At 61.7% G+C, this 15,523-nt stretch carries 12 protein-coding genes; 3 read left to right on the top strand and 9 right to left on the bottom strand.

Annotated features, from left to right (window positions below; all coding sequences use genetic code 11):
* Positions 1 to 184: 184 nt before the first annotated feature.
* The 7 genes from WA967_RS00280 to WA967_RS00250 are packed head-to-tail and all read right to left on the bottom strand — an operon-like array spanning position 185 to position 11,390.
* Positions 185 to 3,268, bottom strand: a complete 3,084-nt coding sequence (locus WA967_RS00280; RefSeq protein WP_424418843.1) for a type III restriction-modification system endonuclease — start codon at positions 3,266 to 3,268, stop codon at positions 185 to 187.
* A 4-nt stretch (positions 3,269 to 3,272) separates the two neighbouring features.
* Positions 3,273 to 5,273 carry a site-specific DNA-methyltransferase gene (locus WA967_RS00275; protein WP_424418988.1) on the bottom strand — a complete coding sequence of 667 codons (2,001 nt, stop codon included), beginning with the start codon at positions 5,271 to 5,273 and terminating at the stop codon, positions 3,273 to 3,275.
* 27 nt (positions 5,274 to 5,300) lie between these two features.
* Complete coding sequence (locus WA967_RS00270) at positions 5,301 to 5,450, bottom strand: hypothetical protein (RefSeq protein WP_424418841.1); 150 nt, start codon at positions 5,448 to 5,450, stop codon at positions 5,301 to 5,303.
* A complete protein-coding gene (locus WA967_RS00265; protein WP_424418839.1) occupies positions 5,440 to 7,287 on the bottom strand; it encodes a site-specific DNA-methyltransferase in 1,848 nt (615 codons plus the stop codon). The genes WA967_RS00270 and WA967_RS00265 overlap by 11 nt, the downstream gene beginning before the upstream one ends.
* The gene (locus WA967_RS00260) at positions 7,284 to 7,940 is read right to left on the bottom strand and encodes a DUF4391 domain-containing protein (RefSeq protein ID WP_424418838.1); all 657 of its coding nucleotides are present in this window, start codon (positions 7,938 to 7,940) and stop codon (positions 7,284 to 7,286) included. The genes WA967_RS00265 and WA967_RS00260 overlap by 4 nt, the downstream gene beginning before the upstream one ends.
* A complete protein-coding gene (locus WA967_RS00255) occupies positions 7,933 to 11,202 on the bottom strand; it encodes a helicase-related protein (protein WP_424418837.1) in 3,270 nt (1,089 codons plus the stop codon). The genes WA967_RS00260 and WA967_RS00255 overlap by 8 nt, the downstream gene beginning before the upstream one ends.
* A 2-nt stretch (positions 11,203 to 11,204) precedes the next feature.
* Positions 11,205 to 11,390, bottom strand: coding sequence for a helix-turn-helix domain-containing protein (locus WA967_RS00250; RefSeq protein ID WP_424418835.1), 186 nt, complete (start codon positions 11,388 to 11,390; stop codon positions 11,205 to 11,207).
* Positions 11,391 to 11,550: 160 nt separating this feature from the next.
* Between WA967_RS00250 and WA967_RS00245 the strand changes: the two genes are divergently transcribed.
* From WA967_RS00245 to WA967_RS00235, 3 genes are all read left to right on the top strand, one after another.
* Positions 11,551 to 12,474, top strand: coding sequence for a restriction endonuclease (locus WA967_RS00245; protein WP_424418833.1), 924 nt, complete (start codon positions 11,551 to 11,553; stop codon positions 12,472 to 12,474).
* Positions 12,475 to 12,633: 159 nt separating this feature from the next.
* Positions 12,634 to 12,858, top strand: a complete 225-nt coding sequence (locus tag WA967_RS00240) for a type II toxin-antitoxin system VapB family antitoxin (protein ID WP_424418831.1) — start codon at positions 12,634 to 12,636, stop codon at positions 12,856 to 12,858.
* Positions 12,855 to 13,259, top strand: a complete 405-nt coding sequence (locus WA967_RS00235) for a PIN domain-containing protein (protein ID WP_424418830.1) — start codon at positions 12,855 to 12,857, stop codon at positions 13,257 to 13,259. Before WA967_RS00240 ends, WA967_RS00235 begins: the two co-directional genes overlap by 4 nt.
* Before the next feature lie 7 nt (positions 13,260 to 13,266).
* On the opposite strand, the gene WA967_RS00230 is transcribed toward WA967_RS00235, so the two are convergent.
* Together WA967_RS00230 and WA967_RS00225 are read right to left on the bottom strand one after the other, a co-directional pair.
* Positions 13,267 to 15,063 carry a hypothetical protein gene (locus tag WA967_RS00230; protein ID WP_424418828.1) on the bottom strand — a complete coding sequence of 599 codons (1,797 nt, stop codon included), beginning with the start codon at positions 15,061 to 15,063 and terminating at the stop codon, positions 13,267 to 13,269.
* A gap of 98 nt (positions 15,064 to 15,161) precedes the next feature.
* The gene (locus WA967_RS00225; RefSeq protein WP_424418826.1) at positions 15,162 to 15,401 is read right to left on the bottom strand and encodes a helix-turn-helix domain-containing protein; all 240 of its coding nucleotides are present in this window, start codon (positions 15,399 to 15,401) and stop codon (positions 15,162 to 15,164) included.
* Positions 15,402 to 15,523: the final 122 nt, after the last annotated feature.

Here is a 15,523-nt window from a genome sequence, read left to right as displayed (position 1 = left end):
GGAACGACGGCGCCGCACGTAGGGGTCGCTGAGCCCGCCGAAACGTCGTCGCTGCGCCCTCACCACCCGGTGCGCCGTCGCCCGTCCGTCGCTGACGTCGCGAACATCTCCACGGTCACCTCGTTGAGAAGTTCTCCCGGGTGTACGTTGAGCGCCTCCGCGACGCGGACCAGCGTCTGCACGCTCACGCTCCCACGAGTTGTAACAGTGAGTCGAAGCTGTCGACGACGTCGTACTTCACGCCGCCATCATCGGTCTTCGCGTTGAGTGAGGCGAAGAACTTGCGTGCGCAGTCGATCTTGGCATTCTCGACTCCCTTGAGCTGGAGGGTCGACATGGATCCTTTGGTCTCGGCAACGAAATACACGTGCTTCACCTGGGTGATGTCATCGCGGAAGGCGATGGCCCAGTCAGGGTTGTAGTCGCCGACCGGAGTCGGGATGAAGAAGCCGCGGGGCAGCTTTGAGTAGACGACGACCTCATCGCTCACGTCGAGCTTCTCGACGAACGATCGCTCCACCTTCGAATCGGTGACGACGTACTCGTAGACGCTCTTCTTGAGCTTGTCCCCAGCCTTAGACAGATCCTGGGCGGTCTGGTTCTCGGTGAAGATCGAGGAGTCGTAGCTGCTGTCGAGCGGGTCGTAGGCCAGATGCTCGACGATGACCGTTGCTTTCTGCTCGTTGACCAGGCGAGCAGTCTCGGTGATGAATTGCTCGGGGTTCTGCTTGAACTTCGCGAAGGTGCCCGGGTCGATGCCGGTGAGGATCGCCGCGCAGGTGCGTCTGGTGAGCTGGGTCTTCTCGGCGATCTCTCCGAGCAGGTCGTACTTCACGGTCGAGCCGGCTGAGACCGCCGAATGCTCGACCTTGGTCTCCGAAACCTTGAAGCCGGTGCCCGCCTCGAGCTGCTCGACCTCAAGGCCGACGACCTGCTTGCCGGCCTCGACGAGGTACTGCATGACGGTGACGTTCAGTGAGGTGTCGAGCACGCGAATGCAGTTGCGGATCAGCTCGCCGGAGTCGAACTCGACTTGGTAGACGGCCTTATGGTTGATGCGGCCCCACAACTCTTGGAACTCGCGCTTCCGGAAGTTCTTCTCGTTGAACGGAATCTTCTTCGGCTTGCGGCCGTCTGTCGGCTTGGGCACGTCGAGGTATAGCGCGTCGACGAGGGGCCAGACGAAGTCGATGACTGACTTGAGTGCCTCGGACGTCGGCGTGGCGAGCGTCCCGTGTGCCCGTGCGTCCTTGTACGTCTGGGTCACGAAGCCGTCATCGTCGATGTAGTCGTGGCGGATGAGATGGTTGTAAAGCGCCTGTGCGAGAAACTTCTCCAGGACGCTCGTAGAGCCGTCTTCGAGTTTGATCTGCTTGCCGATGAAGTAGTCGAGGCTCGCCTTGCGTGGCCGAGCCGACAGCGACTCGATGATCTCCTTCTGCAAGGCAGTGACGAAGTCGGTGTACGACTCGTCGGTGACGACGGTCAACTCATTGATGTCGTGCACGGTGACCGGGTTGTCCATCCGCTCGCCGTGTTGGTCGACTGCCAAGCGCAGGCCACGCCCGATCTCCTGCCGCCGGGTGGTGGTATTGTCGCTCTTCTTGAGCATGCCCATCACGAACACGTTGGGGTTGTCCCAGCCCTCACGCAGCGCCGAGTGCGACCAGATGAAGCGCACCGGCTCCTCGAAGGACAGCAGCCGCTCTTTGTCTTTGAGGATCAGGTCGTAGGCGTCGACGTCATCCGACTGACCTGCAAAGTCACCCCGTGCGGCGATCTTGCCGTTGACCATCTGCTTTGTCTTCTTGTCGATGGAGAAGTAACCCTCGTGAGTCGAGCGCACCGGGATTGCCTCGACGTGCTTGCGGAAGCGCTCTGCGGCGTCATCCAAGTCGAGTTGGCTGAGGTAGTCAGACAAGACTGCCTCGTACTCTTCCTCGAACAGCCGAGCGTACTCACCAAGGGTGTCCTCGCGAGTGTAGTCGCGGTACTTGGCGACCTCGTCGATGAAGAACAGCGATAACGTCTTGATTCCCTGCGCGAACAGCTCGCGCTCCTTGTCGAGGTGGGCGCGGACGACCTCGCGGATCTGGATGCGACGTTTCTGATCCTCCGCGACGTCTTCGGTCACTTCACCGGCGCCGATGACATCGCCGTTGCTTAGTTCGATGATGTCGCGATTTGCGTCGACGTCCCGGATGAACAAGCCCTTGTATGCCTCGATGCCGCCGGAAATGACGTGCAGATTCATGCCCTGGCTGAGCCGCTTCACCTGGCGTCGGATGCCTTGGGCGGTCTGCACCTCCAGTTCGACGCGAGCCTTCGGGAAGTCAGCGCCCTTGCCAATCTCCAGCCCATCCACGTAGAGGTACGCCGTGCTCCCGGCCAAGTGTTTGACTGTGATGCCGCGCACGGCAATCTTCTTCACCAGTTTCTGGTTGTATGCATCGACGGCGTCGAGACGGTGCACCTTGGTGCGCTCGACCTTGTGCGTGGCTGAGTAGCGCAGCGCGAGCAGCGCGTTGAACAGCCCGAGTGCCTCCAGTGACTTCGATGGCTTCTTCGCATCGCCCTCGATCTTCTGAGGCTCGTCGATGATCAGGATCGGCCGGTTCGCCGCGATCACATCAATCGGCTTTCGGGACTGGAAGTCGTCGAGCACTTCGTAGATGCGGCGGGCGTCCTTGCGCGTGGCGTTGAACGCCTGGATGTTGATGATCATCACCTGCACGCCCGCGTCGGACGAAAATCGCTCGACTTCGTGCAGCCGCGACGAGTTGTAGACGAACGTGCGTGGCTTGGTCCCGTATAGCTGCTGGAAGTGCTCCGCGGTGATGTCAAAAGATTTTTTCACGCCTTCACGGATCGCGATCGACGGCACGACCACGATGTACTTCGACCAGCCGTAGCGCTTGTGTAGCTCCATGATCGTCTTGATGTACACGTAGGTCTTGCCGGTGCCCGTCTCCATTTCGACATCGAGATTGATCGGCGCAGCTGACTTCCTGACCGGGTCCTTGAGATCCTTCGACAGCTCGAGGCCACGTGCCTGCTGGACCCGGTGGACGTTCTCCAGGAGCTGTGGCGGCGTCAGCGCGATCTCCGCGTTGCGAAGACCTGCATCCTCCAAGAGTGCCGATGCGGTCTCCTTGCCGGGGTCGATGCGGTACTTCACTCCGTCGGCATACGGCTGCCCACTGAAGACCTCGACCACGGCATCGACCGCCTCGGTCTGATACTGCTGGACCTTGAACTGGAGCTTCATCGGGCTAAATCGTCCTAACCTCGGTTTCGGGGGACACCTCGCGGAAGATCTGCTCGGCGTTAATCCGTGCAGCGTCTGTCGCGAAGGTCGCGTCCAAGAACACAGCCCGGAGCGGATGCCGCGCCGCAATCATCTTCACGAGATCGTCCGTGACGTCGTTGGCAAAGCAGGCGATCAGAGCGTCGTCGTCGACAGACAGCACCCGTCGGGCTGCAACCTCTTCGGCCGTGATCGGCGCGGTGAGGTCGAGACCCCAATCGAGCAGCACCTGGAAGAGCAGGTCTTCGTCGGTGCGGTCCGGCTTCACGCTGTCTACCGACTCGGTGAGGGCGATCTGCACCAGGTCATCTGCTGTTGAGAGCGTGTCAGCCATGTTTGAGGTGTCGACCTTCAGTACGCGGAAGCCATTATCCACCTGCGGACCAACGGCAACTTGCTCGTGCACGAGTCGCATTCTCTGTTTGGTGATCTCGGCGACGGTTGCCGGACGACCCAGGCGAGACAAGTGCTTGATCGCGTTCGTTGTGATCTGCTTTGCGGCGCCCCTCGCGGTCTTGAGGGCCTCCGTCAAGTCCTCGGCGACCTGGATGCCGATGAAGTGACAGGAGGATGACTCCGCGGTGTGGTTGAGTTCTAGGACTGCTTGCAGGGCGGATCCCGAACCCGAGAACATGTCAAGGACGACGTCGTCGCCCGTCACGCCCACGGCGCGATAGATGTCACGCAACAGGAACTCGTCCTTCGGGTTCGTGAACACCTTCTCACCGAACAGCGTTGCGAGCCGCTTCGATGCCGCGCGTCCGTCCACGTACCGTATGCTCGTGAGGCTCTGATACTCGGTGTTTGCGAGATAGGTCTTGTTGTTGGGGACCGTCGTTTCATCGGAGCCGAAGTGCACCCGCCCATCGGCGATTCGGGCGCGCATCGCCGCCTCGGGGTACCGCCACCCTGTAGAGGGCATCTTGACCGTCCGGCCTGTTTCGGGATGCGCGACATCGTAGACGTACTGGCCGTCGTTGGGTCCCGCGATGTTGTCGGGGAAGTACACACCCCGCGAGTCCATCCAGGTGTAGTGCTTGCTGGCCGACACTGGGTGGCTTGCCGGGAACTGTTTGTACCAGTCCTTGGCAGCGGCGTGGATGGCTGCCCAGTCATCGCCATGTTTCTTCCGGAACCCGTCGAACGCGGCGTAGATCTTGTCGAGACCTTCCTTCTTCTCGACCCAAGCGCCAGGGTTGGCCTGGCGGTTCTTGACGAAGAACACGATGTACTCGTGCTGGACCGACACGTACGCCTGATCGTTCTTACTGCTGTTCTTGAGCACGATTTCGCCCACGTAGGACGCATCTCCGAGCACCTCTTCGCCGAGCCGAACGAGGCTAGCGTGCTCGTTCTCGTCGATCGACACGACGAGCACACCGTCGTCAGCGAGTAGGTTCTTGGCTAGCTTGAGCCGCGGATACATCATGCTCAGCCAGTCGGAGTGGAAACGTCCGTTGGTCTCGGTATTCGCGACGAGGCGGTCGCCGGTGTCCGACTTCTGGCGCGAGCGGGCAAGGTAGTCGGCGCTCGACTCGGCGAAGTCGTCTTCGTAGACGAAGTCGTTGCCGGTGTTGTACGGCGGGTCGATGTAAATCAGCTTGACCTTGCCGAGGTAGGACTCCTGGAGCAGCTTCAGCGCATCGAGGTTGTCGCCCTCGATGAAGAGGTTCTTTGTTGTATCGAAGTCGACGGATTCAGCGCGCACGGGTCTCAACGTCTTCGCGATAGGCGCGTTCGCGGCGAAAGCCGCTGCACGCTTGCCCGGCCAATCGAGCTGATACCGCTCCTGCGGCCCCTCCACGACGTGATCCGAGAGCTCCTGGCGAAGCAGATCGAAATCGACCCCGCGCACGATGTTGCCCTCCGCGTCCCTCGACTCTTTGATGACCTGCGGGAACAGCTCGGCGATGCGCTCGACGTTGCGTGCCGTGAGGTCTGGCGAATGCAATGCGCGCTTCTCCATCACGCACCACCGCCCAGCACCGCGAGGTCATATGGTCTTGACCTCCGTGCCCGGCGAGAGCTCTCGGAAGATCTGCTCGGCGTTGATCCGGTCTGCATCCGACGTGAAGGACGAGTCGCGGAAGACAGCGCGCAGCGGCTGGAGTTTCGCGATATGGGTGACCACATCAGCGGACACCTCCTCGCTGAAGCACGCGACGAGTGCGTCGTCGTCGACGCGGAAGATCTCTCTCTCTCTCTCTCTCTCTCTCTCTCTTAAGCGGTTCGCGCTGGATCGGGAGGCTGAGATCGAGACCCCAGTCGAGGAGAACCTGGAACAGCAGATCGTCGTCGGTGCGGCCGGGTTTCACGCTGTCGATCATTCCGGCGAGCTCCCCCTGGCCGAGCGCTTCGGCGGTCGTGCTGGTGTCGGCCATGTTGGTCGTGTCGACCCTCAACATCCGAAAGCCGGCGTAGATCTCGCTGGCCTGGACCTCCGCATCGATGACGCGACGCAGCCGATCACGCGCGATGGCGGAGATGGTCGCGTAGCCATGCGCCTCCGCAACACTTTTCTCTGGAACCGGTTCTGCCACCTGCACCAGTATGAAGCGCCGCTCGCTACTCGTTGTCGCGTTGAGATCCAGCACTGCGTGCCCGACGGAACCTGAGCCAGCAAAGAAGTCGACAATGATGTCATTGGTGTCAGTCAGGTACTCGATGATCCGACGCAGATCCTTCCAGCTCTTCGGGTTATCGAAGACCTTTCCGCCCATGAGGTTCATGAAGTCCACTGCAGCTGTCTGTGCATAGCTGTAGTGAACGGACCCCATCACCAGGCCCTCGGACTCGAAGAGGTAGGAGATGATCCGCGGCTGCGTGGTCTCGTCGGCGCCGAACACCACTCTGCCCTCAATGACTGCCTCATCGAACCGCTCTTTCGTAGAGAACACCCAGCCGCGCGACGGAATCTTCGTCGGCAGGCCTGTCGTCGGGTGAAGAACCTCATACCTCGGACCGCCGCCTCCAGGCCATGAGATGTTGCCGTCATCCCTGTACGGCCCCCGCGATCCAACCTTGGAGTACCGTCCCAGCTTTCGCCGTGGGTCGTCGTGGTCGAACGATGAGGCCCACTTACGCCATTCTGCTTGGGTAGTGTCCCAGTCGTCACCGTTGCGCGTTGTCGCGTCCGCAATGAACTCGCGGGCCTCTGCGATGCCGGTCTGCGGCTCGCGCAACCGCGTGCCGCGTTCGGTGAGAACGGTCTTGTCCCGTGCGTACACGAGCATGTACTCGTGACCCACAGAGAAGAAGCGGGCATCATTCTTGCGGTTGCGATCCCACACGAGAACCGCGAGTTTGTTCGAGGCACCGAACACTTCATCGAGCAATAGTTCCAGTGCCGAGAACTCGGCGTCATCGATACTCACAACGATGTATCCGTCTTGGGTGAGTAGCGACTTCGCGAGCTTCAGACGCGGGTAGATCATGTCTAGCCAGTCAGAGTGGAAGCGTCCGTTCGAGTCAGGGTTCGAGCGGAGTCGCTCGCCGGCATCGTTGACCTGTCCTGAACGCACTAGGTGTTCGGCGGACCCCTCGGAATAGTCGTCCGGGTAGACGAAATCGTCATTGCCGGTGTTATAGGGAGGGTCGATATAGACGAGCTTGACCTTGCCGAGGTATGACTCCTGCAGCAGCTTCAGCGCGTCGAGGTTGTCGCCCTCGATGAAGAGGTTCTTCGTCGTGTCGAAGTCGACTGACTCCTCGCGCACGGGGCGCAGGGTCTTCGCGATGGGCGCATTGGCGGCGAAGGCTGCAGCGCGCTTGCCTGGCCAGTCGAGTTGATAGCGTTCCTGAGGCCCCTCAACGATGTGGTCGGCGAGCTCCTGACGCAGTAGATCGAAGTCGATCGAGCGACGGGGCGTGCCAGATTCGTCGACCGACTCGGTGACGACGGTCGGGAAGAGTTCGGCGAGCTTCTCGATGTTCGCGTGGGTGAGGTCGGGGGATGTCATCCGGAGCTTCTCTATGGTCACTTCTGCTCTTCCAGTTCTGTTTGCTTTGACATCAGCGTCCGGCGCAACTCGATCTTGCGATTGAGCTGTGGTTCGGTGTGTAACTTGCGCTCCAGGGCGGTGATCTCACGCTGCAGTTTTTGGGCACGATTCAGTCTGCCCGCCGTCTCCGACACTGTTTCCCCCGCGCGGGGTGTCATCGGCAGCACGGCGCTGAGAATCGCGTCATGCAGTCCAGGGAGGTCGAGTGCGGCGGGCAGCGGTCTGCGGTCAGCATCAGCTGACAGCCAACCGCTCGAATAGTGTGTGCCGACAACAGGAGTTCTCCCGCCAAGCGCCTTCTGTGCGGCGGCGGTGCGTATGCGGTCGCCACCGGTGACCTCGAAGACGATGGGAGAGTGCACGCTTTTGTCGATGGCGGTGAGCACGTCGTCGGAGACGTCCCCGCCCTTGGTCTCAACGATGAAGACTTGGATCTCTGGCACCGCTTTTGTCCCACGCAGCCGGATGGTCGCGTCCGCGAGCTTGTAGGCCCAAGTGACGCGCTGGACATCGCTGATGAACTTTTCACGTAGCGCAGCGTGGACATTCCCGTGTTCGTAGAACTTCGATTTCGCCACTACGAGTCCGAGGGTCGCGGCTGCCGGCCACCGGAACAGCACGGGATTAGTCATCAGAAGGCTCTTCGACGATGGCGAGGAATGCGACCAGTTCGAAGTTATCGAGACCAGCGATGGAGTGCACGAGTGCTGTTGTGTGGCCTGGTGTGAACAGGCTGTCGATGTCGCGCTCTTCGGTGATGTCGATCATGGAACGAATCGCTTCGGTCAACAGATCGCTGTATTGGCTCATGTCGGCGCCATCGGCGGTTGCCGCGTTGAAGACACGGCACACCTCCCAAACGGGGTCGGAGCGGTTTCGACACCCCGCTCGGATCAGGTCCAGTAGGCGCTTTACCTCCGTGTGATCGGCGATCACTTCCCCGTGGTCGTCGAGATAGACGAGGTAATACGGGTGGAGTCTGTTTCCTCGGTTGAGGTGCCCGTCCGCCTGGATGTTTCGTAGGACAAACAGCGCGCCGGGCCTGAGGCCCTTCTCGGGGTCTGCCGGCACGACGGCGTGCAGGCCCCTCGGCGTCCCCGCCAGATCGCCATACGCCTTGATGTAGCCGAGGAGGTCCATTCGGAAGTCGTTCAGACCGAGGTCGGTGATGGATACGCCGGTGTGTACGTCTTCAAGCTCAATCACTTCGTCCTGGAGTTTGCGGAGCTGCTCCTTGCGGAAGGCCGCATCACTGGCATCCGGATCAAGGATGTTGTCGTCGCCGGTGCCACTGAGGTTCGCTGCAACCATGCGATTCTCGACGCGCTCCTTGAGATTGATGTACTCGTCGAGGGAGATATCGGGCCAAAAGTTGACCAGCTGGATGCGCTCGTTGGTCGAGCCGATCCGGTCGATCCTGCCGAATCGCTGGATGATGCGCACCGGGTTCCAGTGTATGTCGTAGTTGACGAGAAGGTCGCAGTCCTGCAGGTTCTGGCCCTCGCTGATGCAATCGGTGCCGATGAGTACGTCGATCTCTCCGGGCTCGCGAGGCAGGACCAAATGCCGCTGCTTGGACTTCGGAGAAAACAAGGTGAGGGTCTGCTGGAAGCTGTATCCCTTACCGAGAGTCGTCGACGGATTGCCCTGGCCTGTGACCACTGCCGTGTTCAAACCAACCCGCTCAAGCGCCGGCGCGACGTTTTCGTAGATGTACTCGGCTGTGTCCGCGAATGCTGAGAAGATCAGCACCTTGCGGTTGCCGGGATTGAGCGGCTCCGCGAGCTTGTGATCGATGACGCGCATCAGCTCCCTCAACTTGACGTCCCGGTCAGGGGATATGCCACTGATAGAAGCGAGTAGATGCTGAATGACGTTGCTGTCGCTGGCAAGATCGCGACTCCATGACTCGACGTCCATGTCGGCGAGGTCGATCTTGACCTTCTTGCCGACTGTGCCTGTTGTGGGGAAATCGAAGTCGTCATCTTCGGCGTCGATGTCAGCGAATGCCGAGGCGAGGTCTGCGATTTCGCCCGCGTGTCTTTCGACTGAGTCGATTGCCTCGGTGACGGTGATCTGCAGTCGGCCGAGTGTGAGACGGAATGCCTCGACACTTGACTCCAATCGCTTGAGGAGATTCACCGTCATGAGCTTGCGAAGCCCCTGCTCGCGACCAGCCACGTCCATGTTCGACTTCAGGCCGCCCATGTAGTTCTGGTTGTCGTCGCTGTATTTCTCCTCGTACTTGCTCCGTCTGCTGGGAAAGACGTATGCCAGTGGTGTGTACACGGCGAGTGTCAGCAACTGGAGCTGCTCGAAGATCTCGCTGAAAGTGGGAGCGCCAACCAAGTCCGTCAGCGGAGGACGCTTCGACGCGGGCTTCATCCTCTGTGGAAAGGCGCCGATGTCAGCGGTGTCGTAAAACGCCTGAATGTGCTTCCGAGACCGTGCGATCGTCACTGAGTCGAGCAGTTCGAAGAAGTCGAAGTCCAGCTTCGCGAGGATCGTATCCGTGGTGCGCTTCTCTGGCTCCAGATCTGACCACTCGTTGAAAGCTCGCTGAGCCTGGCGGAACACCTCTTCGACCGAGGTCTGGATATTCAACTTGGCTGCTAGTTGAGCCGAATCTCCCTCGTATGCCAAAGCGAGCTGGTTGCGCAGATCATTGAAACGGTTGTTGACCGGTGTCGCTGAGAGCATCAAGACCTTGGTCTTCACGCCTTCGCGGATGACCTTGCGCATGAGGCGCTGGTAGCGGGTTTCTCGTTCCTCTACGAAGTCGGCATTGCGGAAGTTGTGGGATTCGTCGATGACGACCAGGTCGTAGTTTCCCCAGTTGATTAGATCCAGGCGTTTCCCGAGCGACTCGCCTGAGTGGCGGGAAAGGTCGGTGTGTGCGAGGACGGTGTAGTTGAAGCGATCCTTCTCGAAGATGTTCGTCGTGTAGTTCGAGTTGTAGTTCGTCCAGTTGTCCGCGAGCTTCTTCGGTGCCAACACGAGCACGGTCTTGTTACGAAGCTCGTAGTACTTGATTACCGCCAGCGCCGTGAACGTCTTCCCGAGACCGACGCTGTCCGCGAGGATGCAGCCGTTGTACGTCTCCAGCTTGTTGATCACCCCCGTCGCCGCGTCCTTCTGGAAGTTGTACAGGGCCTTCCAGATCTCCGTGTCCTGGTATCCAGTTCGGTCGTTCGGTAGGACGTCTTCGCTGATGTCGTCGAGGAACTCGCTGAACAGGTTGTAGAGGATGAGGAAGTAGACGCGTTGCGGGGAGTTTTCTGCATAGACGCTGGCGATGTGCTCCCGGACGGCCTCTGTGACGTCGTCGAGCTGGTCGGGATTGTGCCAGATCTGGTCGAAGAGCTGGACGAACTGACGAGTTTCCGTCGCTCCCTCGAATTTCGTGACGACGTTGGATACGGCAGGCCCGCGCTCATAGCCGAGGTCGGCAGTTGTGAAGCCCTGAAGCGGGAAGTAGGCGTTGTCATCGTCGATCGTCGCGAGCGCCTGCATCGGCGCGCCGGTGTGGTTTGAGCGGAACGTGGCCTTCTGCCGCACCCACTCTGCGCACTCGCGAGCGATGGCCCGCTGTGTCAACTTGTTGCGCAGGCGGATCTCGAACTCGGTGCCGTACAGGGCAGCGTCCCGGGCTTGGTCGTGAGGGATGAAGAACTGTCGTTTCTCAGGCGCCGGCTTGTCGGTCGCTTTGGCGGTTGTGAACGACGGAGCGGTGAAGATGAACTCCAGTTCGTCCACCGACTGGAGCTCTTGCTTTAGTGCCTCGAATGCGAAGATCGAGAACGTGCTTGCCGCGATGCGTACTTTGGAGCCCGGCTTGATCGACGCCTTCAGGTCATCGCCGAGGAGCTCATTCAGGTTGTCGATGATTCGCATGACTACGCGTCACCGCCGGGGGAGCTACCTGTGCGAACCCAGCGATCCACTTCACTCACCTGGAATTTCCAGAGCCTGCCAACCTTGTGCGCAGGCATTCCCTTGTCGGCGATCCAGGCGTAGACCGTGTCTTTTGTGACGCCCAGGTGCTCGGCGATGTCATCAGCGGAGAACCATGGTTCAGACATGCGAGCTCCCAGAACAGATGAAACCGGATCTTTCCCGATATAACCGAGAGTAGCCGGTGTGCCCAGCGCACGGCCAGTGCGCTGGCATCCTCCTCGCCACGGCATCCGCCTCGAAGCTGCCAGAATCGAACTGCTCGTACCGGAATCAGGAGGAACCGAAGTGACTGCCGACATGCCCAGCTGGGAAGGCTTCATGATCCCGACGCTGCGGGTTCTCAGCGACGGTGTCGTCCGGCACTGGCGCGAGTTCCAGCCGCTGATCGCCGATCTGGTCGGGCTCACCGACGAGCAGAAGAAGGAGATGCTCCCTTCGGGGAGTCAGCTGAAGTACGAGAACCGAATCGGGTGGGGAGTCTCGTTCCTCACGAACGTCGGTGCCCTCGATCGTCCCAAGCGCGGACACTATGAGATCACGGATGCCGGCCGACAGCTTCTTCGCGACTTCCCGGACGGGATCAAGGAGCGCGATGTTCGGGAGCTCGGCGAGGACCCGAACTCGCCGATCCGTGTGTATGAGAAGACCGAACGTGTGAAGCCGGCTGTGCCGACGGTCCATGAGTCGGCGGACTCGATGACTCCGATCGAACAGGTGCAGCAGGGCATCGAGCGCATCCATGACGAGGTGGCCGCAGCACTCATCGCCCGTCTTCAGGGCAAGGAGCCCGGCTTCTTCGAGCAGGCCGTGGTCGACCTGCTCCTCGCCATGGGCTACGGCGGCACCACAGGCAAGGGCACTGTGACCCAGCTCAGCAACGACGGCGGCATTGACGGAGTCATCGACCAGGATGTGCTCGGCCTCAGTCGTGTCTACGTGCAGGCCAAGCGCTACGCATCCGACAATGTCGTGCACCGCCCTGATGTCCAGGGATTCGTGGGCGCGCTCAGCGGCAAGGCCAGCAGCGGCATCTTCATCACGACCAGCCGCTTCTCGGATGGAGCACGTGCATACGCGGACGCCGTGCCGACGCGCATCATCCTGATCGACGGCGACCGGCTGGCACGACTGATGATCCGCTATGGCGTCGGGGTGCAGGTGCGCGAGACGTTCAAGTCGATCGAGATCGACGAGGACTTCTTCTCCTGAGTTCGGACTCGGTCACAGCCGTCGGCAGTCAGCCTTGCGGACGCTCGCGTCCTGTTGTCGGTGCCCGCTCGTACTCTCTGATCACAGTTGGCGACCAACCAACTCATCAGTCGCGAGACGAAAGGTTGCTATATAGTGACTTATATAAGGGAGGAGTCAATGGCTGTCACTTCTATCGATATCGACCCGGAAGAACTCCGGCAGGCGAAGGCGCTTGCCGGTACTTCGTCGAACCGTGAGACGGTCGCCCTGGCCCTGCGAACCCTGATCGCGGTCAGGCGTCAACCGGCTGTGGTCGAGAGGATCATCGGCCGCAGATTCGACGCCGATCAGATCGATCCGCCGACCATCCCTCCGTCCTCACCGATGCAACGTTCCGCATGACCACGTACCTGGTCCACAACAGCATCTGGCAGATGGCCGGCCGCAGCGATGTGATCGCCAACAGGCTTCGAGAGCTGTCGCCGAACAACCTGATCATCACCTGCCCGCCGCAGGTTCTCGAGTACTGCTCCTCCGCCAGAAACGCTGAGGAATACACAGAACTCCGGTCCGACATGGATCAGTTGCTGCCCGCTTGGGAACATCCTGACGAGGCCCAAGTGCTCGACATCCAGCAGTCGCTGTGGGATGCCGGAATGGTGCGCGCTGCGGCGGCGTTCGACTGTCTCATCGCGGCGTATGCAGTGGTCAATGATGCAGTGGTCCTCAACGCAGACCATGACTTCGGTCACATCGAGACTGCGACGGGCGGGTTGGTGCGCCAGGAATACGTCGAGGTGTAGCGTCCCCTCACTCCGCCCCGCCCAGCTCGTCTATGAACCCGTCGACCACCCCAGGCATCAGGTGCGTGGCGAAGACCATCATCACCGCGCGGGCGACGGTCGAGCGCAGCGCATCGGGCACGATCCAGGCGCCATCGGCATCGCGCTCGAGATAACCGGCCTGCTCGAGCGTGCGCATCCGCATGTCCGATAGTTCGAACGCGGCATCCGCGCCGTCGCCCAGTGCCGCGACCACCCGCGCCACAGTGTCCGTGACGACCTCGTGCTCGTCGTCGTCATCGAGGTCGAAGTACGCGTCGGTGATGATCTCGGCGGCGACCAGACCTGCGAGGAACTCCGCCACCTCGAACGTGGTCTCACCGAGCCAGGCATCCGCGCTTCCGCCGGGTCGCACTCGCGTCGCCGTCAGCTCGGTCACCGCCGCGATGTTCAGCGCCGACCACCACGCGGTCAGCAGCGGCAGTTCACCCATCGACATCACCTGCGCGACGCCGCCGGTGCTGCGCATTCGCCTGTTCACGCCCACCGCCCGGATGCCGATCATCGCGGCCACCTGTTGGATCTCCGCCCTGCGCAGGGACCCGGTCGCGCTGACCGCGCGTCCCGAGCCCAGCCACTCCATGAGCCTGCTGACGCCGGCGACGACAGGCAGCCGCTTCAACGCCGCGTGCCGCTCGTCCTCGGGGATCTCCAACCCACTCGACAGCGCATCCTGCAGCACCGCCGCACTGTCGTCCTCGCCGAACTGCAGCTGCTCCTCCAGCACCTGGTGTGCACCCGCCCAGACCAGCGGTTCCGCATCGACTTCGATGCGCATGTGCACGTAGTCGTCCAGCGTCTCGAGCGCGTTCGTCAACGTCTCTTCGGAGCCGTCGACGCCGGCATCGGCATCCGCCTCGCACAGCATCCCGATGAAGTCCTCGACATCCTCCGGGTCGCGCAGATCCAACTGCCACTGGTGTGCGAGCTGCAGCAGCGTGCGGAACATGTGGATCTCGAACTCGACATCGGACGTGGCGATGTCGTCCTGCAGACCCAGCCACGACTGGAACTCGAGAGCCAGCGCCTCTCCGTCCGTGCGGTTGCCACCGCGGCGGAACGCCGCTCCCGTCGGGGCGGCCGGGGCGACGGCATCCGCCTCGCCGTCCGAGAACACGGATGCCGCGAGTTCCGCCACCTCCCGACGCTCGGTCCGCGCCTGCGCCAGCACGGATGCCGCGACGGCCAGCGCCGCGCCGATCATGATGCGCTCGCCGCCGTACCGTGCGATCAGGCGGTCGAGCGCGTCGAACGCCCTGCCCTTGTTCGAGAGCGGGACGATGTCCCGCGACGCAGCCGCAGCCTGCTTGTCGGGCCACACCGGCACCCGCATGCGCTGCCGGGCGGATGCCAGCGCTGGGTCGGTGTGGCGGGTGTCGAGCAGCCCCAGCGCCACGCCGATCACGTGCGAGATGGCCGGCATCGTGTCTGTCTCCTCGATGGGGACGCCTCCGAGAATTCCCTGGGCCAGCGGCAGATCGTCGTCGCCGATCGCCATCGTGAACCTGTGCAGCACCCTCAGCGCCAGCGAGCGATGCTTCCCGACCGGCGTGAACAGCATGAGGTTGTGGAGCTCCGTCGCCCGCGCGAGCGCCGCGTTCACGGCATCCAGATCCGACCCATTCATGTTCTCGAGATCGATGCCCTCGGCGGCCAGCAGGGGAGCGATCTGATCCAGCATCCGCTTCGCCATGCCGGGCTGATGCTGCACACCCATCTCGGCCATCTGCCTGCGGAACTCGGGATCGTCGAAGGGAGAGGTCACCCGGTCAGCGTACGGAAGCGGATGCCGGAATGCACGCGGCGTGTTCCATATCGGGATAATCCGATAGAGCCCACGTATCGGGATATCCAGATACGCACTCAGCCCCGCTCCGCCAGCACCAGCAGCTCGCCCACCTCGCATCCCAGCGCCTCGCAGACCGCGCGCAGCGTCGAGTAGCGGATCGCCCGGGCGCGGTCGTTCTTCAGCACCGACAGGTTCACGATGCTCACCCCCACCCGCGCGCTCAGCTCGGTGAGGGTCATGCTCCGCTCAGCGAGCAGTTCATCCAGGCGGCAGTGGATGCCGGTGAACTCGTCGTCCGTGTCGGCAGGGGTCATACCAGCCCGTCCGTCTCGCGCTGCAGGCGCTCCTTCTCGGATTGCATCCGATGGCCGTGGCGGAACACTGCAGCCAATGCGCCCAGTGCGAGTGCTGCGGCGAAGGGCCAGAGCTGCACGGA

Origin of the sequence: Microbacterium sp., assembly GCF_049650565.1 — a bacterium.
Classification (GTDB): Bacteria; Actinomycetota; Actinomycetes; order Actinomycetales; family Microbacteriaceae; genus Microbacterium.
This window is presented reverse-complemented; position numbering and strand designations above follow the sequence as displayed.

Coding starts and splice junctions, on each gene's coding strand:
- WA967_RS00280 (WP_424418843.1), bottom strand. CDS start 3,268: ATGAAGCTCCAGTTCAAGGTCCAGCAGTATCAGACCGAGGCGGTCGAT.
- WA967_RS00275 (WP_424418988.1), bottom strand. CDS start 5,273: ATGGAGAAGCGCGCATTGCATTCGCCAGACCTCACGGCACGCAACGTC.
- WA967_RS00260 (WP_424418838.1), bottom strand. CDS start 7,940: ATGACTAATCCCGTGCTGTTCCGGTGGCCGGCAGCCGCGACCCTCGGA.
- WA967_RS00255 (WP_424418837.1), bottom strand. CDS start 11,202: ATGCGAATCATCGACAACCTGAATGAGCTCCTCGGCGATGACCTGAAG.
- WA967_RS00250 (WP_424418835.1), bottom strand. CDS start 11,390: ATGTCTGAACCATGGTTCTCCGCTGATGACATCGCCGAGCACCTGGGC.
- WA967_RS00240 (WP_424418831.1), top strand. CDS start 12,634: ATGGCTGTCACTTCTATCGATATCGACCCGGAAGAACTCCGGCAGGCG.
- WA967_RS00235 (WP_424418830.1), top strand. CDS start 12,855: ATGACCACGTACCTGGTCCACAACAGCATCTGGCAGATGGCCGGCCGC.
- WA967_RS00225 (WP_424418826.1), bottom strand. CDS start 15,401: ATGACCCCTGCCGACACGGACGACGAGTTCACCGGCATCCACTGCCGC.